Source organism: Paenibacillus violae, assembly GCF_032461945.1.
GTDB classification, from domain to species: domain Bacteria; phylum Bacillota; class Bacilli; order Paenibacillales; family NBRC-103111; genus Paenibacillus_E; species Paenibacillus_E violae.
Window position 1 is genome coordinate 448,831 of the sequence record NZ_JAWCUD010000003.1, and the last position, 23,220, is coordinate 472,050.

Genomic DNA, 23,220 nt, shown 5'->3' on the forward strand with positions numbered 1-23,220 from the left:
GCGGAGTTTATAGAATATCAGATTGATTGCGGTCATTATTCACCGACTGTCGCTGGATGCTATCCAGCATCAGTAACACTACTATTCACCTGAACCTTCAGGTATTTAAAGTGAGGTAAGATGGATGAACTTAGCTTATGAAAGTATAGACGAATGCATCCGTTATGAACGTAGAATCTATAATCCTAATAAATGTAATGTTAACTTTCATTTGCACGAAGAGTTTGAGATTTACTTTTTAATCTCAGGTGATGTGAACTATTTCGTTGAAAAGAACATGTATCCAATTCAATATGGCGATGTCATGATTACAAATAATCAAGAAATTCATAAACCTTCCTTCAAAAACGATAACGTATACGAACGAATAACGTTACAGTTTACACCACATATCGTTCGCAAATTTAATTCTCCAAGTCTCGACCTTCTAAGCTGTTTTCTAAACAAACCTAAAGGCCAACAAAATAAGATTACGCTTCAACCCAGCCAAATTAATGAATTTCTGCGTCTTTTTAATCAAATTGAGAATCTTAAACCCCATGTCGGCTATAAGATTTTAAAGCTGAATTATCTCATTGAATTGTTAGTCTTGATCAATATTATCTTCAAAGACGTTAATCGTTCGGAAAACCTCTCTTCTATGCCGGAATTATTAACTTCTTTATTAGACTACATTGATATGAATTTGGAAAAGGATCTCACACTTGAATCTCTTTCTACTAAGTTTTATGTGGATCGATTTTATATGGGGAGAGTTTTCAAGAAACATATCGGTAGTAACATCCATGAATATATTCTTTTCAAACGGATATCCAAAGCTAAACAGATTCTCTCGGAAGGTTATAGCGTCACAGATACCTGCGAACTGTGTGGATTTAATGATTATTCCAATTTTTTGAAAATGTTTAAACGTACCGTTGGTATCTCTCCCGGAAAATATAAGGGTAATTTAGGTAATATGGATATTGACTAATCGGTTCGAAAAGGAGCGACTACTATATCCATGAAATTATCAAGTTCACAATTATTGGCTTTAGAGCATATTACAAAATACGCGAGAAACCACAAAGATGAAGCTGAGCGGGCAATTAAGGAAATTATTCAAATGTCTAATATCGCGTCTAAACCATTTGAAGAAGCTGTCGCCAAACTAAAGGCGCACGCAAAAATTGCCCTGCATTTTCATCCAGATAGACCTGATCCGACAATGAAAAGCGTTGCCGAGGCACTGCTTGAGCAAGGAATTTATAAGAGCCAGTTTGAAACATTATTATCTAATGGTAGCGTGTCAGCTTATCCTGGCGGTGAACGCGACCTCTGGGAGAAGAAGATTTTTGGAGGAGCCTATCAACGAATGGACTCAACCCATAGCCAGCGTCCCAAGTATGGAGCACTGGATTTGATGTTACATCCAGATGGTCCGGCACCACGTTTTGGATCTTGCTATTTCCTTCTATCTCCGGAGGTCGCATATCGTTGTACATTCACTTATTTAGATTCTCATCAAGATCCGAAGGAAAAGGGTACGTATGAGGAGTTTGATATCATTATGGCCGCTCTCATGAAGGAGGCATTCTTAAGAGATTTTGCTATCGGGGAAAAAAATCTGACACCACAGAAATTAATCAATCATGTGCTGGTTAATCTGGAAAGGCCACTCTCTGACCCAGGAATCAAAGAGCCTAGCCGCAATCTTAACCATTATATTGAGGCCCAGGTGCATGGGAATATTTCACTTAAGGAAGACGTGGAAGTGCTCGTTGCAGATCCTTCATTTAAAGGAACTCCTACGGGGCGGACCCTGGAACAAATATGCCTCAAGTATTCAATTGATCTCTATTGGCATATGGGCTTTGTGCTTTTGGCAAATGAAGTTCCCTCAGATTTTAGAGGTCCCTCGATGCCTTCCTTAGCCAAACGCATTGCACGAAATGATTTTATCGATGTGAGCATGATTGGATCGGCTGTAATGGACTTGAGGCGCAATCCCGCTTCTTGGAGCGATCGCGGAACCTATAAAGAAGTACTTCAAGAGTTAAAACTTATGTGGCATGTTCTAGTGAGATATGGAAAGCCACTTCGAAACTTTAAGCTATAATTTTTTCTTTAAGATTCGATGTTAAGATATAAATAAATTTCTCCATTATTTTTCTTATCGACATTGACTGAACCTAAATCTAGATCTCGAAGATCATGACCCCAGATACCGTATTTGCCGTTTGTTTCATTCCTGTTTATAAGATTACCTCTCTCCATCACTGGAATTGTTTTAATACTGATGGCACACAAATGCCCCATAGCAACGGGCTATGGGTCTAAGATCTATATATTAAAAAAAGGGAGGCAATTTTTATTATAGGCTATACCTAATAAAGCAACGTGAATAGATGTTTTCAACCCTATCCAACCTCACTCAATCGCCCATCCCGGAAATACACAACCCACTTCTCATTCAGCCTTTGTCAAGATCAATTTATCGATGCGACTAATCTAACCGCCATATATTGACGCCCAGGAAGTTCAACACGGAACGCCCCTTCGAAAATGCCTGGCAACTTGGTTATCGTCATATTCCATGTATCAATTACTTCTACACAATAGGAGACACCGGACTCGTGTTTGAAATGCCGGTAACGCGGCTGATTAAAACCAAAGTAGTACAAGTAGTATTCATCCTTCACGCCTGCACAAGGCAAATCCCAGGAAGAAGGCAGTGGATTCAATATGCCACCTGGACTTTGTTCAATGATTCGGCGAAGGAAAGCGATTCTCTCAGGACTTATACCTGCAAGTTCGCCTCCCTTTGACCACCATAGAACTTGCTTCTCATTATAATAGGTCTCTCCATGCCCAACATAACCGCCACGAACAGCACCTTCCCAGAATCGACGGGTTAGTTCTTCCCCTGTGATGTTTCCCCAACCGTGTTCGATGTCCCCTTCATAAGCACATTCGTCTACGATAATCGGCTTATGCCACTTGTTACGCCATTCAGTCGTTTCTTCTGCCGTTTTATACATGTCGATTCGTTGTATACTACAATGAGTTACCCAAGGTTTGCTGTAATCGTAGAATCGGAGACAATTATGATTGGAAATGAGATGACCGACCGGATCGCTTGATGTCACGATTTCGGCATAGTACTCCCAGTTTTCCTCTTTTTTAGAATTCATTAAATCAAACTCATTGGCTAGTGACCACCATACATTCCGGTATGCGGCAAGACGTGCTGTGAGATATCGAAGATATCTTTCATCGACTTCCAACGGCATCTGTGAGAAACCCCATCGATCATACGGATGGAATAAAATGAGATCCGCCTCTATACCGAGCTTACCAAGATCAGCGATCCTCTGCTCAAGATGCTGGAAAAACACCGGATTAAATCGGCTATAGTCCCAACCTTCCTCCAGTGAGCCTTCGAAAGGATAGTACATGGGCTCGTTTACATTAAACTGATAAGATTTCGGGAATACGCACATTCTCAGCTTATTGAATGGGGAAGCCTTCAACGTCGATAGGGTTTGTTCTTCAAGATTAGCGGGCTGATGTGTCCAGGCGTAGCAGGTTGTACCTACCGGTAGATATCGGAGGCCGTCTGCGTAGGCAAAGTGGAATGTATCACTTACTCGAACTGGACCATGATTATCTGGAGATGATTCTACACAGACAAAGCCACCAACCTGTCCATCGAGTGCTACTACATTACTAGATGTACGATAACTCCAATTTCCCAAGGTTGTCGGCATGAATCGAATACGAAATATGCCTTCGCCATCATAGAATCCCATCACATTCACTGAATGGTTACCTGAGTAAAACTCGGCGGATAGAGATACTTCAATAAAAGGATTTCCGTCATATGAAGCAAAAAACACTAGCTCAAAGATATCCCATTGTTCAACTTGTTCGTTTGTTGGCCTGATTTGAGCGAAGGTCATAGGTCTGCCTCTCCTCTAAATAGTACTTTCCACCTTATCAAATCGAAAGAAATCAAAATCAGCATGCCCGCCAACCTGCTTGGTCGCATAATTAAATAACCCGATCCGATAGCCCATAAAATGATCCAAGGTATACTTCATCTTCAACGAAGATCCGATTTTCTTCCATTCTTCACCATCAGCTGAGTAGTAAAAGCTTGCAAGATCCGTACTATTTTCAAAATTGAAATGAATCTTCAAGTAAATCAAACTATCCTCGTATAGAATCCGCTCGACCGCTTCTTCACTACCGTCGCCTCCATTAACACACATCGCAACATATCGCTCGCCGTTCGCTGCGATTTGAATACCGACTGTTCCGAAATGATTTTGAAGTGCAACCATTCCTGCATGATCACCCGGCTTCATATGGGAAACATCCATTGCCGTAATGCCGATGCATACAGGACCCTCTGTCCGCTGCGTCAATGTATTGCGTGCTAATAGGATACTGTCGGTAATATTCCCCGTCTCTAATCGCAACCAGCCTGGACGCGCGATCACAGACCATAGGCGGTTATCCGGATTATGATTCCATTGCCAATTAAGCAGCAATTTATTTTCGTTATAGTCGAACTCATCGCTAATGACCAATTGGGTAGGCGCCGTAGGTGCCGTGCTCGGGAATTGCGCCTGGAATGAAACTTGCACTTTACCTTCCATCCCAATGACCGGCCAGTCCTCCACCCAAGTAACTTGAAGCACAATGGGAATTCTCCCCACAGCATCATGATCTTGAAAGAATAAGGCATACCACTCATCCTGCGGTGTATCCACGATGCCTCCTTGAGCGATACCATGATTGCGATATCCCATGTCGTCATCAAGAATCACTTTATGCTCATAAACACCGAGCAACTCCCTGGATCGGTAACAAAGCTGCCTACGACGTCGATTTCCGGTATTGGGCCATTCAATGAAAAACAAATAATAATAACCGTTCAGCTTATACGCATGGCACCCCTCGCATCGCAGCATGATGCCGTCACGTTCCGTCTCGAAGAGCCGCTGATCGATACCTCCAGATTTTACTGTCATCACATCAGATGTCAGTTCCGTAATGCGAATACTACCGTTGCCGTGAATGACATAAACCCTGCCATCGTCAAACAGCAGACTTGGATCATGATGTATTCCTGCAATGACAGATCGCTCCCACTTCCCGTTCTCGATATCTGCTGTCCGATAGATGTAGAACTGGTTCATATCATTACTTGAGAAACACACATAGAACGTGCCATTATGATGCCGTAAACTTGCCGCCCATGACCCTTTACCGTAAATGCCTTTCCCATCCAGCAAATTGTTGGCGTCATTATCCTCTAAGGTATCGTAAACGTAGTTCACGATCTTCCAATCCATCAAATTCTCAGACTTCATAATCGGGCATCCAGGCATTGCATGCATGCTTGTGCTTACCATATAGTAGGCCGTTCCTACTCTAATAACGCAAGGGTCCGGAACATCCGCCCAGATAATCGGGTTCGTTATCGTCACATTCTCCATCGCTAACTCTCCTAATACTTAAAAATTGCTAATCCCAATACGCTTATTTCCTTACAATCTCACGATACTCCGCTGGAGTCATACTGGTTGATTTTTTGAAAAATCGAGTAAAAGAGTGTGGGGTTTCATACCCTACCTGAACACCCACTTCAGCAATTTTAAGTTCATCCTTCTTGAGCAAATTTTTGGCTTTCTCCATTCTAACTTCATCAATATATTCAGATAGATTGACGCCACTTTCCTGCTTAAAAAGCCGCGATAAATAGGACGGATTGAAGTGTATCACGCTAGCTAAACGTACGAGAGACAAGTCTTCACCCAGATGCTCCTCAATGTACAACCGGATCTTCTCTATCACCGCTGCTGCTCTATTGCGTTCTACACTCAATCGAAGATTGAACAAGGACTCTGCGGTCTGTTTCAAAAACTCATAGCTATCTTGCCAAGATGAATGCCTATCTCTTTGCATAAGCCCGGTTGTTCCAACCTTATCGTGCAGCTCCCAACGGTTAATATAGGATAATAAATTGAGAGCAATCGTGTAATACAATTCCAGGGCGAAAGGTCCGCCACTTCCTCGTTCATCAAAGGCTGTTTTCATTAGTTCGTTGAACAGATGGAGATATCCCTCTCTATTTCCACCTTCTAGATGAATCGCCAAGGACTCCGCCTTTTCTCTCAGCGTTCTTGAGTTAGCCGCGGTTCCAATGGTTTCCAAGGTGACTGTTTGAACCATCTGGGCACCGTCTCCCGCTCGCCAGTACTGCTCACTTCTCATTCGATCGTATATCTCAGAAAGCTGCTTCCATTCGCAGGTATCGGCGCAAAGCGTTATAGCAAAAGCAATTCCCAAAGAATCATGACAAGCTTGCTGCATAAGCTCAAATTGTCCCTCTAGAAATTTGACCGTGCGGGAATAGGCTTCTTCCGAATCCCTAACTTGGGCAAGCTTGGGTTGAACAAGCCAGACGAGGTCGCCGTATTGATCTAAGATTCCAAGACTGTTTGTGCGTTCTTCCAAAAATGTCTCTGCCAAAAATTTGACAGCAAGTGCTGCATTCTGACTTTCCGCAAAGGTATGATGTGTGTTCGTTCTTTGCAGGTTAGCCAACGCCACAAGGATGGGCAAAGTTGGATCAAGAGCAATGCCCAGATTACGGAAATCAACGACTAACTCCTCCGTTGTTCTTGTTCCTTGAAGCAAATAACGGAAATAATTCCCTTGAGCAAGGGTTTCGAGTGTAGTAAGCTTTTCTCTCGATTGGTTGACTAGATCGTGGAACTTTAAACTGTTTTCCAGTTCATGAATCGCATCTGTTACGGCCTTGATAATCTTATCGTATTCTTCACTCTTAAGAAGATAACTAACTCCAGGTGATTGAATCGCTTGGTAGACATAATCAAAGTCATTGTACCCGGTTAAAAAAATAATTTTGCAATGCGGCCAATTACTGCGTATGTTTCTCATTAGCTCGAGACCATCCATCCCGGGCATACGAATATCGGACATCACGATGTCCACTCTTGTGGTATTCATCCAATCCAGCGCTTCTTCACCGGAATAGGCTTTATACAAATCAAGATTGAGATTCAGTTGGCTAAATACGTCAAACAGTCCGTCTGTAATGATTTCCTCATCATCAACGATCAGCATTCTAATCATGAGCAGCACCACCTTGATAAGGAATAGAAATGATACCTTTCAATCCCCCCAGCTCGCTTCGGCTTATTCGTAGACCGTATGCTTCACCGAACGTCATTTTGACACGGCGGTGAATATTCACCAAACCCGTCGTCTCCGCATGTTCATCACCGTTATCCAGCGTGTCCGAGAGACGTTCCAATGTCTCATCCGTCAAGCTATCACCATTATCCTCCACAATGATTCGTATCTCAGTCTCTTCCAATTCGAAACGAATCATAATATTTCCACTGCGTTTCATTTGTTCCAAACTGTGTTCAAATGCATTCTCGATAATCGGCTGCACAATTAAACGTGGTACGGACACCTGTTCAATTCCCCGCGGGAGAGCGTCAAATTGTACCCGAATACGCCGAGAGAAGCGTAATTCCTGAATCTCCGTGTACATTCTGGCATGGTGAATCTCTTGTTTCAGCAGCACTTCGTCAGATGCATTTCTGGTAACAAATTGGAAATATTCACCAAGCTGTGTGACGAACTGTCCGATCCTTTCAACGTCTCCAATTTTCGCCATCGTCCTCAGGATAAAGAAACTGTTGTATAGAAAATGTGGATTAATCTGCGATTGAAGCTGCTTCAGCTCCGCCCGTTGTGTCATAATTTTCTGCTTATACACCTGATCGATTAAAGAGCCAAGATTGGTGACCATTTGGTTAAATCGGCCATACAAGTAACCGAGCTCATCCTTAGACTCGTGCTGGATATTCACATCCAGATCCCCATTTTCCATACGCCGAAAGCTCTTAACTAACGTTAACAACGGTTTGTGAATAAATTTGTAGGTGGAGAATGCATAAATTCCAATGATGACAACAGCAACAAAAATAAATAACCAGGCCCACAGATAAAACTTGTCTAGCGGCTTCTTAATTATTTGCTCTGGAATAAACCGGTAAATAGACATATTTAAATAATCAGAGCTTGCAATTGCCGTATAATATCGGCTTCCCGAGATTGTAAAGGTTCCTGTACTGTGAACTGGATTTTGTTTGATCTGTGCAATGGTGGCCGGTATATCCTGCCATAAGTGCTCTAAAGATCCACTCGTGAGAATAACACTGGTATTCTCCTTGGTCATCAATGTTCCACTTCCGGGATAGGTGTTAAACTGGCCTAACGCCTCCTGCAGTCTCTCCTGATCCAGTTCAATTTCAATAATGAACAACGGTTGATTCCCATTGGTTACTCCCTGCTTGGCAGCACTTAAAAATAATCCGCCATTCCACTCCATGATCTGGTTATTTCGACTGCTCAAAGCTGAGCGCAAGCCATTGTACCGTTCGGTATCAAATTCGCTTGGGCCATTGGCGGATGAAATCGTTTTGGATATCGGATAAATATGAGCACTTACATTTTTAATATAAGGACTGCTGTTTTGAATGGCATAAAGCCGTTTTCGCAGTGAGTTAATTTTTTCAGTGCGTTTAAACACATCCATCGTGTCCCAAGTCAGCGTCAGTTCGTTGAGATCTTCGTCCTCGATAACGCCAAACTGCAGCAGCTTCATCCGTTCTATCTCTTTCTCAAGATCGTTGATATAGAAGGTTAGTTGGGACACCGCCGTTTTGGAGATGTCTTCGCTTGCCGTCTGGACGATCCAGTTATACAGGTAGACACCAAATAATAAAATCGGCAGCATGATAAGCAAAAAAGTGCTGAGCAGCCGAAGGAAAATCGTGTTCCGTAAAGTAAATGGCTGACGGTTGATCAAGGTACAAGCCCCCAACTTTTTTCTTCCATTATAGCCTGAAGCTTGTAAGTTTCCTAAGCATTTGTTAGGAAGCCATCTATGCACTACCCCTTAACGCTGCCAAGGACAATCCCTTTAACAAAATACTTCTGCAGGAAAGGATACGCCAAGATAATGGGAAGGGAGCCCAAGAAGATCTGTGAAGCTTTCAGCGTCCGATCAGAAATGAGAGCCATATTCAAGGCTTCATCACGTGATATATTCGTTAAATTTTGTTGAATGACGATCGTTTGAATGTAGCTCTGGAGCGGATAATGGCTCGGGTCTCCCATAAGCAGGAGGCCATCAAACCAACTGTTCCAATGTTCAACCATGGAAAATAAGGCAAGCGTTGCAAGAGCAGGCATGGATATCGGCACATAGATTTTCCAGAGTGTCGTCCAATAGCTTGCACCGTCCATGACCGCTGCCTCCTCCAGCTCCTTCGGCACCTCTCGAAAGAAATTAAGCAGCAGAACCACGCTGAATACGGGAACCGCACCGGGCAGCACGAGCGCCCAAATTGTATCCAGCATATTGTATTGTTTAAGTGTCGAATACCAAGGGATCAAACCACCATGAAAGAGCATCGTAATAAAGAAAATCCAAGCATAAACCATTCGCATGCGAAACGCCTTCGTTTCCTTGGATAAAGGAAATGCGACGAGGATGGTTAAAATCAAATTTAACGGCGTCCCGATCGCGATGCGCTCCAAGGATACAAGCATGGATTGCCAAAATGCTTGCCGACTAGCCGTAAACTTGTAAGAGGCTAATGTAAAGTCAACCGGCCACAGTTTTACATGACCTGCTGCGGCTGCCGTACTTGAACTAAACGAGATAGCAATGATATGAATTAACGGGAGAACACAAATTAACGATACGATGATAAGAAAAGATACATTCAGAACGGAAAACCACTCGAATCGGATTCGACTTTTGGGTACCCGGAGATAAGTATCAGACACAGAACTGGGTGTTGGTTGTACCACGGTTTTCCCTCCTCCTAGAAGATTCTATATTTTGCAAACCGATATGCCACAAAGTAAGAACTTGAAATTAAAATAAGTGAAACTAGCGACTTGAATAGTCCGACGGCCGTTGCTACACCGTATTGAGCATCCAATAATCCGATCCGATATACAAAAGTATCCAGAATATCGCCGCTTTCATACACCTGAGGGCTATATAAATTGAACACTTGATCGAAGCCTGCGTTCAAAAGCTGTCCTAAACTGAGTACTGACAACAAGACAATGACCATTCGCATGCCTGGAATCGTGATATGCCATATCTTATGCCAGCGGTTTGCGCCGTCAATCGTGGCAGATTCGTATAAGCCAGGGTCAATGCCCGTGATAGCCGCCAAATACACGATAGTCCCATAACCAAAATTTTTCCATATATCCGATGAAATGAGTGTAAACGGAAACCAATGATTGTCTCCAAGGAAAAATATCTTATTCAAACCGAAAGCACCTAATAATTGGTTAACAATACCAGTAGATGGCGATAGAATATCGATTAGTATTCCTCCTAGAACAACCCAAGAGAGGAAATAGGGTAAATAGATGGTCGTTTGCACGCTTCTTTTAATGACCTCATTCTTCAATTCGTTAAGAAGAATGGCGAAAATAATCGGCACGATTAAGCCTAGAATAAGCTTAAGACTTGAAATAAAGAGGGTATTCCACAGGACCTGATTAAAGCTGGGCAGGTTCATGACATATCTGAAATTATCCAACCCGACCCATCGCTGGTCACCAAATAATCCCTTTGCAGGGATAAATTTTTGAAATGCAATGATAATTCCCGCCATTGGGACATATGAGAATAGCACAATGAGTACTAATCCCGGTAACATCATTAGATGCAGCGGAAGCTCTCTCCACATTTTCCCGATACCCATAAAATAACCTCCATTATTTAATGCATAAAAAGCAGAGGAAGGATGGTTAACCCGTCCTCTGCCCGCATCTACTTCTTCGTTGCTGCATACCATTCATTGACTTCTTTTGTAATTTGCTCGCCGCCTAGCTTAGTCCAGTCTTTCACAAACTTATCGAATTCATCTACAGAGCCGCCCATAATAATTTTAGTGTAAGTCTCATTCATCAATTTTTCTAAAGTCGATTTCCGCTCAACCATCGTTGGCGTAGGTGCACCTACGAATTTATCCATCAGGAATTGACTATTTTTATCGTACTGGTCAACGACACCTTCAGAGCCTTCCGGACCATAAATGCGTTCCCAACCCCACAAGGCAAACCCTTCTTTTGAACCCGAATTGAAAGCCTCTATCTTGCCTTGAATCGTTTTAGCTTCTCCCTTCAGGGTCGAGAAGTCGTTCGCTTTACGTGCCGCATCGATCGCTCTGAATGCCTCTACATTTTTCTTGACCGGGCTCGGAGTTACCGGCGACAGCTGCCATACGCTTTCTGCTTCCGGCGGTGCATAGTATTTGTCAAACTCCGCTGTTTTGCCAAAGTTTTTCTCCAGATGCATATTGAACAGCTTGATAACCGCCTCAGGATGCTTGAAACCCTTTTTCACTGCAAAAAACTTGCTTGTACTGAACCTCAAAGGAACTTTAGGTGTATCGCCGGATTCCGAAACGATCGGGAATGCCCGCCATTGTGCATTCGGGTCATTGTTACGGTTCAATTGAAGCGGCCAGATGGAGTTCCACTGTTCGCCATACTCCATTCCGATCTTGCCCGCAGCTATTTGCTCAGATACCTTGCCACCGTCTTTAATCCCGAATTCCTGATCGATTTCTCCATTCTTAAACATAACTTGAAGGGCTTGAAGCGCTTTCTTAACTTCCGGCTGAATACCGCCAAACATCAGTTTTCCGGATGCATCGGTAATCCACAAATTCGGATAAGCCTTATACCCAGCCATGAACCCCTCTAAGCCTATAGCTCCTCCCCACAAGGCTTTGTTTAAACCGAGGCCAAATGTATCTTTTTTTCCATTGCCATCCGGGTCCTTCTCAGCAAATGCTTTTGAAATGGTTTGAACATCAGCCATCGTCTTTGGCGGCTGTAAGCCTAATTTGTTCAGCCAATCCGTACGAATCCAAATAAACATAGCGCGTTCAAGCGAGGAGTCGACCTGCGGGATCGCCATCAGCTTGCCATCAATCGTAGCCGCATCGAATGGGCTTTTTCCCTCTTGCGATAAGATCTCTTTGGTTAGGGGAGCCGCATATTTCTCATATAAAGCTGTCATATCTTCGATTTGACCAGAATCTGCTAATTGCTTTAACTGAGTTGCGTTCACTGGAATAATATCAGGCAGATCGCCAGAAGCCAGCGTTACATTCAGTTTCTGTAAATACTGATCAGAAGTATCGCTCCCTTTTACGACCCAATTGTTTTTAATATTGATTCCGAGCTGTTCCTTATATAGACGTGTCCATCGGTTGTCTTCAAACGTTTCGCCTTTTAGCACACCGAGTACGTTATTCTCAACTACATCGCTAAGGTTCCTTACAAACGACACCTCAATTGGTGGATCATACTTGCCAAGCGGTTCTATATTTGCACTTTTCACATCGGTAGTTCCGGCTGTGCTCACTGCTTCCTTCTGTTCAGTACTCGTTGAATTGTTCTGGCTGGTGCAAGCCGAAATGAGCGTTGTTACAGCAAGTAAGGATACAGACAACGCTTTCATTTTGTGGTGTTTTAGCTTCATGTACATCCCCCTATATTGAGTATTTAAAGCTATCACTGCAGTGACGTGTTATGTTTTCATTATAGGGTTGGTATAACAACTAAACAATGTACAACTCTTTACTTTACTTACCAGATCTTGTTGTATTGTAAGCGCAATCATTGTGTACAAAGCCCTATAAAATTAACGGGTACTACTCAGCATTCTTTTCCCTGTACTCCACCGGCTTTTCTTGCACCCGCTTCTCAAACTCTCTTAGAAAATGATGATAATGCACGTAACCGACTCCCTCTGCAATGGAGCGAATCGTGGCAGCAGATTCCGTCAGCATGTTCTTAGCCTCATTGATTCGAAGATCATGGATATATTCAATAATACCAACACCATACTTCTTTACGAACGCATGGCCCAGATATACGGGATTCATATAAAAGCGTTTTCCGATTTCTTTTATTGTTAAGGGGGACTTATAATTTTCCTGAATGTAGCGTTCAATTCCATACAGTGGATGGCCCGAGCTGGATTCCCTACGTTCTCTCAACCTTCGCATATATTCGGCCAGATAACTCCACACAGATTGCTCCAAAGTCGTCAGCGATTTAGGACCGGTTTGCAGCAGATTGCGGAACATCGGCCACATATCCATGGATGCCACTTCCAACTCCCGCAGCACATCCATACTCTTCAGGACCACATGTACACAGAGCATGCGCACCATCTCCGGAGCGATCTTGTCGTTTTGGAACAAAGCGAATACTTGTTTTAAAATACTGGCTGCCTCCTGCTCCTGTAGTCGTTCCGCAGCACCAAGCAGTTCCTCCAATGTCGCCATCATCCCAAGATTATAACTAAACTCCAACCTATCGGCAGTCTCATAATCAACAAGTCCCTCACTATCATAAAAAAAATGGTGGACGGATGCCTCCAGCGCGCCCGAATAGGATACATTCAAATCTCGGAGAAACCGAACGGGGGGGCCAATCGATACGCATATCGCCACGCCATGCTGTCTAAGTCCGTTATAAACTTTCCCAGCCAGTTCCCGAACATCCTCAGCACAGTCCACCACGAGGCAAATCTGGCCAGGCATAAGATCAACTAACATTGCTTTTGGAGGAACAATATAGGAACTACAAGATGCCAATTCCTCTTCGTTCATCCCCTCTATTAAGATACATCTCCATCCTTTGGCTTCCTGATCCAACTCTCCGATCTGCTTAGATATACTTTCGTCCAGCCCTTCCAACTCCCCCCGGAGAATGGGAGCAATCATCATTGAAAACAATTGACCACTTGTCATTTCCTGTCGATTAATCACCTGTTGTCGGGATGCAAGTTCCTCCATCACCTCCCCTAGGGTGATCTCCCATTCATCATCCATAATAGGTTTGAGCAGATAATGACGTACTCCGTATCGCAGTGCTGACTGTGCATATTTGAAGTCGCCGTAGCCACTCATGATGATGAAAATCGGCCTATACGTCTCCGACAACAGCTGAGTCTGACGAATCAGTTCCAGTCCGTCTATCACAGACATCCGAATATCCGTAATGACAAGTGAAGGTCGACAATTTATAATCAGTCGCAGCGCTTCTTCCCCGTCGGAGCACATGCCACATACCTCAAACCCTAGCCCTTCCCAATCGGCTAACATCCGAATTCCTTCAAGTGCAATCGGCTCATCATCGACAAACAATACTTTACACATGTTCAGCTGCCTCCTCCTGTGACAAGATTAGACCAATAGGGATTTGAATGGTAACGGACGTCTGTTCATACGCTTTGCTGTCAATCAAAAACAAGGAACGATCATTGTAAAAAAGATTCAACCGCTTATACACGTTTCTCAGGCCGATGCTTTTTCCTGCCTCTTCTTCCACATGCAAGTTCTGGAGAATGCTGTTCAGCTTGGCAGCATCCATACCAATCCCGTTATCTTTGACCCTGATTATCAGATAACGGTCATCCAACCCTGCTGAAATGTGAATCCTCCGGTCCCCCTTCACCGATTGAAGCCCGTGTTTGCAAGCATTCTCTACCAGAGTTTGAATGCTCATTTTGGGAATCCGGCAGAAAAGTATCTTCGGATCGATATCTATCTCATAGGTAAATCGATCCTGAAATCTGAATTTCTCAATCTGTAGATACATCTTAATAAAGCTAATTTCCTCTTCAATCGTCACCAGATCATCCTTCCAGCTGAGCAGCCTTCGCAGAATTTGCGAAAGGCTACGAATAATATCCGTAACATGCTCATATCGATGCTTCTTGCATACCACCAGAATAGCGTTGAGTGTATTAAACAGGAAATGCGGATCTACCTGGCTCTGCAGAAAATTCAACTCCGCCCGTACTCTTTCCAATTCCAAGTCCTTCTTCTGGATCTCCAGCTTGTAGACATCGTTAATCAGATTGCGGATTTTCACCGTCATCAGATTAAAGCTGCGCAATAATCCTCCAATCTCATCCTTGCCTTCATACATGTTAATAGGCTCGAAACGCTCATTTTTAACCCATTGCATATGTTTGGAGAGCCGTCTGACTCTCAGATTGTAGGATTGAAGAATAGTAAAAATTAGGACCGTCGGAATTACTGTGCTACACAAGGTGAGTACAATGCCGAATTTTATTACTGCATTCTGCTTTTGTTGAAATCGCGCTCGTTCTGGAATCCCAATTAATTTCCACCCACTAAGATAGCTGGCAGTTCCCAAGCTGCTGATGAAATTGCCATTTGCCTCGTTATTCGCCGAGTCTAAGTATTCTTTGGCTAAAGGGGGCAGAAGGTTTTCCTTCGCAATGTAAGAGAGGTTTGAATCAAGAACAACTCTATTGTTAGCATCAACAAGTTTGAATTGTAGATAGTTCTGCTCCTTGTTAAAAAGCTCCTGCACCTTGTCCAGCTGCAAATCCACTCGTAGATATTTTGTGTAAGTCATCAAATCCGGAAAATTCTCCAGCTTGCGAATAATGCTCACATACACCCTCTTTTGCTGTGGGTTCATCGGGTTCATATCCAAGTAAGAGGCGACGACCACCTTCTCTTTCGTATCGGTCAGTTTCCGGTACCATTCGCTCTGTTTGTCGCTATCCTTCAATACAAAATAGCTTCCTCCGCTTCCAATTGTCGGGTTCGTGGTAAACACCCCTAGCCAGGAGATGTACGGATACTGATCCGTATACGGACGCAGCTTGTCACGCAAGTAGCTGTCATAAGTCTCATAGTAGATTGACAAGTCGGAATAGGAGGCTTCCAACTTTCCGTTAAAAGTACGATCTGCCGCTACGGTGTTACCGATCGCTACGCTTTCGTTCACGATCTGGGTGAGCTCATAAGCTGCCCGATCCAAAGAAATCTGCAGATTTTCCCTCTCTCGACTTTGCGTATCCCGGCTATTTTGCATATAGAACAGGATATTGATGCTCATAATTGGGAGTAAGACGCACAAAAGATAGATAAATAGAAACTTATATTTTAGCGGTATGTCATTGACGATATGGCTGAAAAGCTTCCATTTCCGGTTCATTGTCGATCTCCTATAGGTTATTTCTCGGCTTTTTTGTACGATGAAGGGATTACGCCGGTCAAAGCTTTGAACTTCGCACCAAACTGCTCAGGATCTGAATACCCCACCATTTGGGCGATTTCGGTTATTTTCATCTCGGTACGGAGCAGGAGCTTTTTGGCCTCCGTTATGCGAACGGTGTGCACGTACTCATTGAATGCGAGGCCACGCTGCTTTTTAAAGCGTTGACCCAAGTGAGCCGCATTCACATGGAGATATTCAGCCACGTGTTGAAGCTGCAGCTTTCCTTGGTAATGCTGTTTAACGTAAGCCTCAGCAGCAGAAACAAGATCATCGATACGAGCACCTTTCTCCCTTACGTTCCATTCTGCTGCTTCAAGAAACTCTTTCAACAATCTGCTTTTCAGTTCTCCCAAATTTTTCGGAAGAGGCGATGCAAACCATCTTCGGGTCCAATTTTCGATATCTGCTCCCTGTTGGGCCAGTTCTTGAAGAATCTCCAGCTTCAGCGTAGACAAGTTTGCCGCCGCCCATGCTTCCGAAGAAGATAAAGTTATAAATAATTCAATCATAAGAGTATGAACGGCATCTACGTTGCCGTAGTTGATGGCATGGATCAGTGATGCTTTGGTTACTTCAAGGATCGATGAAGATTCCTCTGACATTTTGTCGTGATAATAGTAGACCTTGGGAAGATTGGAGGGATATTTGCACACTTCTGCTGTAAGCACTTCCTGATAGGCTCTGCTTAATGATAAAACCCCTTTAACCTCACTGCTGATTGCAAAAGAAAAGTTCTCCCCGCATTCTTTTTGGATATGTGATACGAAACGATCTATAAACGGGATTGTTAATACAGATTCCTTGGAGTCCATGGCAAGAATAAAACCATACCTGTTAGTACCTAGCACGAACGGATAAACACTTACTTCCGTCAAGGCCTCCGACTCTCCGGCTACCCGTAGACGCTGAAACAGACTGATCTGCTCTTGTTCTCTATCCTCCAAATTGCTACAAACAAGATAGATACAGCGAATTCTAGATTGCTCGTGTAGTTTCAGCAGGCTCCGCGCCTTGTCCACCCATTCCTTTCTGACGTCTCCCATCAAAAGCCGTGAAACCGTTTCAGCACGACTACAATCAATGATAGAGCGCTGCAGAGCACGTCGCGTTTCCTCCGCATGAATGTCCTCCGCAACCTCATGAACTGCACGCTCTAATTCCGATTCGTCCAAGGGCTTCGTCAAATAATTGGAAACACCGAATTTCATAGCCTGCTGTGCATATTGAAAATCAGCGTAGCCGCTTAGCACGATAAATTTTGTATCTGGAAAACGCATATAAACCTTTTCAATTAATTCCAAGCCATCAATGACCGGCATCCGAATATCCGTTATGATCAGATGAGGGCAGTTTTCCTCTACTAGCTGTAGAGCATCCTCCCCATCTAGCGCCTCTGCATAGATTTCAAATCCAAGCTTATGCCAATCAACCAGCAATCGTAACCCTTCAAGCATGATCGGCTCATCATCGGCAATCAGAACCTTCAACATTCACGTTTCACCTGATTTCCCTTTTGATATGAACCTATTATACGGTCCCGCCCATAGATCCAGCAACGGAAAAGCCGTTTTAGTCCTCGGACTAAAACGGCTTTTCACAATAAATGCGCGATCCCTTATTCTTTTACGCTTCCCAGATTTAGACCTACTACAAAGAAGCGCTGCAGGAAAGGGTAAACTAACAAAATCGGCACAGCAGTTACAATTGTGATGGCAGCCCGAACGGAGGCAGGTGTAACCATACCTTTGGATTGGCCCGTGTTGACACCATTTAAGAGCGCCGGATCACTGTTGCTGCTCATTGTAGAACCCAGAAGCTTCATCATCTCGTACTGCAGCGTACTTAATTTAATATCGGAAGAAGCGTACAAGAACGTGTCGAACCAGGAGTTCCATGAGCCAACCGCGATAAATAACGCAATGGTTGCCAAGACTGGCGTGCAGAGTGGAAAGATGATCCGCAGAAAAATTGTAAAATCTCCTGCACCGTCGATCTTCGCCGATTCAACTAAACTACCTGGGAGAGACTTGATATAAGTTCGGATAACTATTAGGTTAAACGCACTGACCATCCCAGGCAGAATGTACACCCAGAAGTTGTTCAGCAATCCCAGTTGCTTGATCAGGAAATAATTCGGGATTAAACCAGCATTAAAATACATGGTCAGCACGAATAATACGCCAATGATTTTACGAAACAAATAGTGAGGCTGAGCCAACGTATAAGCTAGCATCGAAGTCAGAAAAACGCCTAATACAGTAAGCGTTACGGTTCGAGCCACCGAAATCCAGGCAGCATGATAGATCGTTCCTGAGATAAAAATGGCTCGATAATTTTGCAAGCTCCAAATCCTCGGCCATAAGTAAAGTCCCCCCCTCAGCGTATCGTTGCCTTCGTTAAAAGATACCGTCAGCGTATGAAGAAAAGGATACAGGGTAACGATGACCAAGAAGAGCATAAAAAATCCATTTAGTATGTTGAATAGGATCGCTTCCAAGCGATTATTCTGGAAAGTAGCCGTTTTCATATTCAACCCCCTTATAACAACCGCTCTTCGCCAAGGCGTTTCGCAATATAATTCGCACTTAAAACCATTACAATGCTGACGATCGTCTTAAATATGCCCGCCGCTGTCGCCAGGGAGTAGTTGCCAAGTGCTATTCCATATTTCAACACGAAAATATCAATCGTTTGTGACCAGTCCACAACCAGACCATTCCCCAACAAGTATTGCACTTCAAAGCCCGCATCCAAGATATGGCCAACATTCATAATTAACAGAATAATGAACGTCGCTTTAATGCCTGGCAACGTAACATAGCGCATTTTCTGGTACCGGTTGGCTCCATCCATGGAGGCAGCTTCATAAAGTGAAGGATCTATGGAAGTAATCGCAGCCAAGTAGATGATCGTGTTCCAACCCACTTCCTTCCACACGTTTGCGGCACCGACAATGCCCCAGAAATAATGCCCGATGCTTAGCCACATGACTGGCTCCTTGATGATATGAAGCTTCATTAATACGACATTGACGATCCCATCCTCTACGGACAGTGTGGAAGCCACAATACCAGCCGCAATAACCCATGACAAGAAGTGGGGTAAGTACGAAATCGTCTGTACCGAGCTTTTGAATATCTTTGTTTTGATTTCATTAAGAAGAAGCGCCAGCACGATCGCTGTTACAAATCCTAGTACCAAATTGATCAAGCTCATGCCTAATGTATTACGGAGTACCTGAAGGAAGACATCATCACCCATCAGAAATTTAAACTGATCAAAGCCCACCCATTTCTGTTTGAAAAATGGCAAGGCCGGGCGATAATTTTGAAAGGCCATTAACCAGCCCCAAATAGGGACATAATTGAAAATAACCAAATAGATCAGAATCGGTACGGACATAAAGATCAATTGCTTTTGGCTTTTTATCGTTTTCCAACTGAATGCTACGCCAATTTCCGGATCGATCCATTTCTTTTTCTTGACAACTGCTTTCGCATCTTGTTTCAGTATAGCTTCTGCCATTATAAATCCCTCCCAAACCGAAAATTGTCGTCTATAAACGGAGAAGACCTGCTCGTCTTCTCCGCTCCTCGGTAAGTGAATATGAATTATTTACTGCTCCAATTCTTGATCCTCCATTGAATCTGATCGTTGATACGATCTTCGTAGGCTTTGACGTTCGCTTTGGAAAGCTGATCGGTGTATTCTTCCCAGACTTTTTCGAAATCCGCTTCGCTCGCCAAAACGGCTTTCGGCAAATACTTTACTGCCAGATCGTTCATCTTAGTTTGGGCCACTTTCGCCGGGGAACCGTCGATTAAGTCGATGGACCATGCTGGATAATAAACGGGGTTATCAACCGGTGTTTTGAAGAACTCGGCCCAAGTCTTATGATTGTACGCCTTCAACACTTCCTGATCCACTGGCTTCAAGCTATCATAGAACTCCTGCGGTTGCGTGTTCGGGTCTGTCGCGTTCCCATCCATGTAAGTACCCTGCATTTTGGGTAAATTAAAGAAGAACGCTTCTGCTTTATTGGCTAGCTTCCAGGTATTATCATTTTGCTGATCACGCTGTTCAGGAGTGCGGTAATATTTCCCGTCCTTTACTTGATAGTCCTGACCTTGAACGCCCCATTGTAATGTTTTCTGCCAATCTTCCGTCATCAAACTATCAAGAAATTTTATGATTGCGATCGGATCTTTGGCCTTAACTGAAATACCATAACCGCGGTTGATGGTTAAAGCGGGACGATCCCGGTAGTATTCCGTCGCACCTGGATAGAGCAATGGGAAACCTACGTAGGTGCTGCCAAAGTTACCCTGAGAAATCAACGACTTTTCGCCATCACTAAAGTTCCAATGCTGGTCAAACATACCGATAACACGACCGCTAGCGATCTTGGCCAAATACTGATCATAATTCTGCACAAGTGCTTCCTTGTCCAACAGTCCTTTACTGTTTATCTCGTTCAGCTTCTTGTAATAGTTCTTAGCTATATCCTTATCAGCAAAAATGGATGCCTTGCCGTTTTCTACGATTACCCCGCCATCGTTCGGATGGCCTGCCAAGTGCTCTGGCGGATTCTGCAAAGGGAAGGTTCTCCAGTCAAAGTTCAGCGTCTCGAAACCAATCCTGTCCGGGTGCTGCTGTTTGGCCTTTTCAATAATAGCGAAGTAATCCTCCAGTGTCTTCGGAGTCGGCCATCCCTGCTCCTTCAGAATGTCTTTTTGTAACCAGAAGCCGGGGCCCTCGTAAGTCGTTTCAGTAAATGTTCCAGTGAATGCATTGTAACCCGGAAGTGCGTAGATATGTCCGCTTGCCGGATCCTTAATTTGGTTCCAAACATCCGCATAATGCTTCTTCAGGTTCGGTGCATACTTCTCGATCAAGTCTTCCAGAGGCACGAACGCGCCTGCAGCGATCAGCTTGTCATCGCCCGTAATCACATCCGGATAGTCTCCACCGGCAATCATAACACCTAGTTTCTGCGTGAGGTCGCCGACCAGAAATTCCATTTTCAAACTGACGCCTGTTTTATCCTTAATCATCTTATAAATGCGATTGTCAGCCGTAGGCTGCTGGTAGGAGTTGGCAATGAACATGGAAATCGTCATCGGTTTAATAGCTTCCGTACCCTGCGTAGCTACCGCGCTTCCTGTGGTAGTTGGAGCCGTGCCAGAAACCGTTGAACCGCTGCCTGCGTCATTGCATCCTGATAAGATGACACTGAAAGTCAAAACAGGAACGATCATCCGAAGTGTAGTACGCTTCATTAGTAATGCCATTTTCTTTTTCCTCCCTTTCATATCTCCCTTTAAACGCTTACATATTGATATATCTAATTATATCGACTTGGAATGCGCTTACAATTCATAAAATAAAGGTCTTCCCCCTATAAATTAAAGGTACTTTTTAATCTAGGTTTGCTTATGCTGCCCTTTAAATGAGAAAAGACAGCCGATCAAGCCGGCTGCCTTAGTATTTTTATTCATCTCTGCGAATCTATAGATACATCCAACGTTAATAAAACTACAGAAGCTTTAGGCATTGTAACCGTAAGTTCGAATCCTCCTGCTGAAATGGTTTGTTCCACAGGTGTAACTTTATATGGTTCCTCAAAAGAATTGCCATCCATATGATTGTTAGAAGATAATACGACCATTCTCCCATTGCTGGTATATTGGCCACCGTTCAGTTTCAACATGATCTCTTGGTCATCATCCACGGATAAGTTCGCAAGCGTAACGGCTAGTTTACCGTCCTTGAGCGACGCTGAGCAGGAGAGGCTTGGAATATCATACGGGTTTCCTTCTATAGAATAGGATATATTTTTACATTTGATTTCCGTTTTAAGGCTTATTGCATGTTGGTGGATTTTAAACATATCGAACACATAGTAGCTTGTAGTTGCCACACAGGCGTTACCCTTGGCAAGAAATAGGGAATGGATACAGTTGACAAGCTGGGCCACATTAGCCATAACAACTTTATCACAATGATTGTTGAAAATATTTAAAGAAAGCGCGGCCAGAACCGCCTCTCTCATTGTGCTCATCTGCTCAAATAAGTACTTGCCCGGCAACGGATGCCTGCCATTCTGCTGATGCCACACACCCCACTCATCGACGACGAGTCCAATCGAAGTTCCGGGCATTGCAGCGCGAATCATCTCAAACTGGGATTGGATAAACGGTTCCATGTCCAGTCCGACCCGCATCAATTCATACCACTGCGCATCACTATACGTCAGCTCCGTACCCATTCTTCCCGTATTCGTCACATAGTAATGAAGTGAGTATCCGAACATGGGAGCAACTCGGCCCACCGTGTACATCTCTTTATACTTGTCAAAAAATTTAGCTGTCCATTCGGGAATATCTTCATAGGGTCCGCATGCGATGAACTGAAGATCCTGCCCTACACTTTTGCTGATGATGCCGTACTTTCTGTAAATATGGCAGTAATCCTCAGGTGTCATGCAGCCGCCGCCACCCCAATTTTCGTTGCCAAGCCCCCAATATTTAACGTTAAAAGGCTCTGGGCTTCCGTTCTCCTCCCGCTCCTGCGCAAGTGTGGTCGTAGCTTGCATCATATTACAGTATTCAATCCAATTTCTAGCTTCTAAAACAGTTGTTGTCGTAGCATTCACTGCAAAGTATGGCTCTGCATTTACTAGCTTGCAAAAATCAATAAACTCATGGGTACCAACCTGGTTAGATTCCAGCTTCCCATCGTTCATATACCACCAATTAACGGTTGTGGGACGCTTCTCTCTTGGACCGATGCCATCTCTCCAGTTGTACGTCTCCGCAAAACAGCCACCCGGCCAGCGGATAACAGATGGGTTAATTGCTTTTAATTTCTCAATAAGCTCCTGTCTAAATCCCTTTATATTAGGAATTTCGGAGTCCTCACCAACCCATATGCCGTCGTATACGACTCCGCCCAAGTGCTCAATAAAGTGTCCATAAATATTTGGATTAATGCGCCCTATCTCTTCATTCAGCCAAATGTCGATTGTAGTCATCA

Annotated in this window: 16 protein-coding genes; 2 read left to right on the top strand and 14 right to left on the bottom strand. The window is 43.8% G+C overall.

Going from position 1 to position 23,220, the window contains the following annotated elements:
- Positions 1–124: 124 nt before the first annotated feature.
- Together RQP52_RS13210 and RQP52_RS13215 are read left to right on the top strand one after the other, a co-directional pair.
- On the top strand, positions 125–973 hold the full coding sequence (locus tag RQP52_RS13210) for an AraC family transcriptional regulator (RefSeq protein ID WP_315952023.1): 849 nt from the start codon (positions 125–127) through the stop codon (positions 971–973).
- Between the two features lie 30 nt (positions 974–1,003).
- Positions 1,004–2,098, top strand: a complete 1,095-nt coding sequence (locus RQP52_RS13215) for a DUF3626 domain-containing protein (protein ID WP_315952024.1) — start codon at positions 1,004–1,006, stop codon at positions 2,096–2,098.
- 370 nt (positions 2,099–2,468) lie between these two features.
- Here RQP52_RS13215 and RQP52_RS13220 read toward each other — a convergent pair whose 3' ends face one another.
- From RQP52_RS13220 to RQP52_RS13285, 14 genes are all read right to left on the bottom strand, one after another.
- Positions 2,469–3,941, bottom strand: coding sequence for a DUF5605 domain-containing protein (locus tag RQP52_RS13220; RefSeq protein WP_315952025.1), 1,473 nt, complete (start codon positions 3,939–3,941; stop codon positions 2,469–2,471).
- A 15-nt stretch (positions 3,942–3,956) separates the two neighbouring features.
- A complete protein-coding gene (locus RQP52_RS13225; RefSeq protein WP_315952026.1) occupies positions 3,957–5,486 on the bottom strand; it encodes a glycoside hydrolase family 43 protein in 1,530 nt (509 codons plus the stop codon).
- Positions 5,487–5,529: 43 nt separating this feature from the next.
- The gene (locus RQP52_RS13230) at positions 5,530–7,149 is read right to left on the bottom strand and encodes a response regulator transcription factor (protein WP_315952028.1); all 1,620 of its coding nucleotides are present in this window, start codon (positions 7,147–7,149) and stop codon (positions 5,530–5,532) included.
- On the bottom strand, positions 7,142–8,899 hold the full coding sequence (locus RQP52_RS13235; RefSeq protein WP_315952030.1) for a sensor histidine kinase: 1,758 nt from the start codon (positions 8,897–8,899) through the stop codon (positions 7,142–7,144). Before RQP52_RS13235 ends, RQP52_RS13230 begins: the two co-directional genes overlap by 8 nt.
- A gap of 83 nt (positions 8,900–8,982) precedes the next feature.
- Positions 8,983–9,885, bottom strand: a complete 903-nt coding sequence (locus RQP52_RS13240) for a carbohydrate ABC transporter permease (protein WP_379174574.1) — start codon at positions 9,883–9,885, stop codon at positions 8,983–8,985.
- 38 nt (positions 9,886–9,923) lie between these two features.
- A complete protein-coding gene (locus RQP52_RS13245) occupies positions 9,924–10,826 on the bottom strand; it encodes an ABC transporter permease (RefSeq protein WP_079412691.1) in 903 nt (300 codons plus the stop codon).
- Positions 10,827–10,894: 68 nt separating this feature from the next.
- Positions 10,895–12,616: an extracellular solute-binding protein gene (locus RQP52_RS13250; RefSeq protein ID WP_315952034.1), complete on the bottom strand. Its 1,722-nt coding sequence runs from the start codon at positions 12,614–12,616 to the stop codon at positions 10,895–10,897.
- A gap of 172 nt (positions 12,617–12,788) precedes the next feature.
- Positions 12,789–14,303, bottom strand: coding sequence for a response regulator transcription factor (locus tag RQP52_RS13255; protein WP_315952036.1), 1,515 nt, complete (start codon positions 14,301–14,303; stop codon positions 12,789–12,791).
- Positions 14,296–16,122, bottom strand: coding sequence for a sensor histidine kinase (locus RQP52_RS13260; protein WP_315952038.1), 1,827 nt, complete (start codon positions 16,120–16,122; stop codon positions 14,296–14,298). The genes RQP52_RS13255 and RQP52_RS13260 overlap by 8 nt, the downstream gene beginning before the upstream one ends.
- 17 nt (positions 16,123–16,139) lie before the next feature.
- Positions 16,140–17,675 (bottom strand): response regulator transcription factor, encoded by a 1,536-nt coding sequence (locus RQP52_RS13265; RefSeq protein WP_315952039.1) that lies wholly within the window; start codon positions 17,673–17,675, stop codon positions 16,140–16,142.
- Positions 17,676–17,800: 125 nt separating this feature from the next.
- Positions 17,801–18,712, bottom strand: a complete 912-nt coding sequence (locus RQP52_RS13270) for a carbohydrate ABC transporter permease (RefSeq protein WP_315952041.1) — start codon at positions 18,710–18,712, stop codon at positions 17,801–17,803.
- Positions 18,713–18,723: 11 nt separating this feature from the next.
- The gene (locus RQP52_RS13275) at positions 18,724–19,710 is read right to left on the bottom strand and encodes an ABC transporter permease (RefSeq protein WP_315952043.1); all 987 of its coding nucleotides are present in this window, start codon (positions 19,708–19,710) and stop codon (positions 18,724–18,726) included.
- Positions 19,711–19,796: 86 nt separating this feature from the next.
- Complete coding sequence (locus RQP52_RS13280) at positions 19,797–21,476, bottom strand: type 2 periplasmic-binding domain-containing protein (protein WP_315952045.1); 1,680 nt, start codon at positions 21,474–21,476, stop codon at positions 19,797–19,799.
- 203 nt (positions 21,477–21,679) lie between these two features.
- Positions 21,680–23,218, bottom strand: coding sequence for an alpha-N-arabinofuranosidase (locus tag RQP52_RS13285; protein WP_315952047.1), 1,539 nt, complete (start codon positions 23,216–23,218; stop codon positions 21,680–21,682).
- Positions 23,219–23,220: the final 2 nt, after the last annotated feature.

What these genes read in the sequence shown, in the direction of transcription:
- RQP52_RS13255 (WP_315952036.1), bottom strand. Translation starts at nt 14,303, where the DNA reads ATGTGTAAAGTATTGTTTGTCGATGATGAGCCGATTGCACTTGAAGGA.
- RQP52_RS13210 (WP_315952023.1), top strand. Translation starts at nt 125, where the DNA reads ATGAACTTAGCTTATGAAAGTATAGACGAATGCATCCGTTATGAACGT.
- RQP52_RS13215 (WP_315952024.1), top strand. Translation starts at nt 1,004, where the DNA reads ATGAAATTATCAAGTTCACAATTATTGGCTTTAGAGCATATTACAAAA.
- RQP52_RS13285 (WP_315952047.1), bottom strand. Translation starts at nt 23,218, where the DNA reads ATGACTACAATCGACATTTGGCTGAATGAAGAGATAGGGCGCATTAAT.
- RQP52_RS13220 (WP_315952025.1), bottom strand. Translation starts at nt 3,941, where the DNA reads ATGACCTTCGCTCAAATCAGGCCAACAAACGAACAAGTTGAACAATGG.
- RQP52_RS13250 (WP_315952034.1), bottom strand. Translation starts at nt 12,616, where the DNA reads ATGAAGCTAAAACACCACAAAATGAAAGCGTTGTCTGTATCCTTACTT.
- RQP52_RS13270 (WP_315952041.1), bottom strand. Translation starts at nt 18,712, where the DNA reads ATGAAAACGGCTACTTTCCAGAATAATCGCTTGGAAGCGATCCTATTC.
- RQP52_RS13280 (WP_315952045.1), bottom strand. Translation starts at nt 21,476, where the DNA reads ATGGCATTACTAATGAAGCGTACTACACTTCGGATGATCGTTCCTGTT.
- RQP52_RS13230 (WP_315952028.1), bottom strand. Translation starts at nt 7,149, where the DNA reads ATGATTAGAATGCTGATCGTTGATGATGAGGAAATCATTACAGACGGA.
- RQP52_RS13275 (WP_315952043.1), bottom strand. Translation starts at nt 19,710, where the DNA reads ATGGCAGAAGCTATACTGAAACAAGATGCGAAAGCAGTTGTCAAGAAA.
- RQP52_RS13245 (WP_079412691.1), bottom strand. Translation starts at nt 10,826, where the DNA reads ATGGGTATCGGGAAAATGTGGAGAGAGCTTCCGCTGCATCTAATGATG.
- RQP52_RS13260 (WP_315952038.1), bottom strand. Translation starts at nt 16,122, where the DNA reads ATGAACCGGAAATGGAAGCTTTTCAGCCATATCGTCAATGACATACCG.
- RQP52_RS13265 (WP_315952039.1), bottom strand. Translation starts at nt 17,675, where the DNA reads ATGTTGAAGGTTCTGATTGCCGATGATGAGCCGATCATGCTTGAAGGG.
- RQP52_RS13225 (WP_315952026.1), bottom strand. Translation starts at nt 5,486, where the DNA reads ATGGAGAATGTGACGATAACGAACCCGATTATCTGGGCGGATGTTCCG.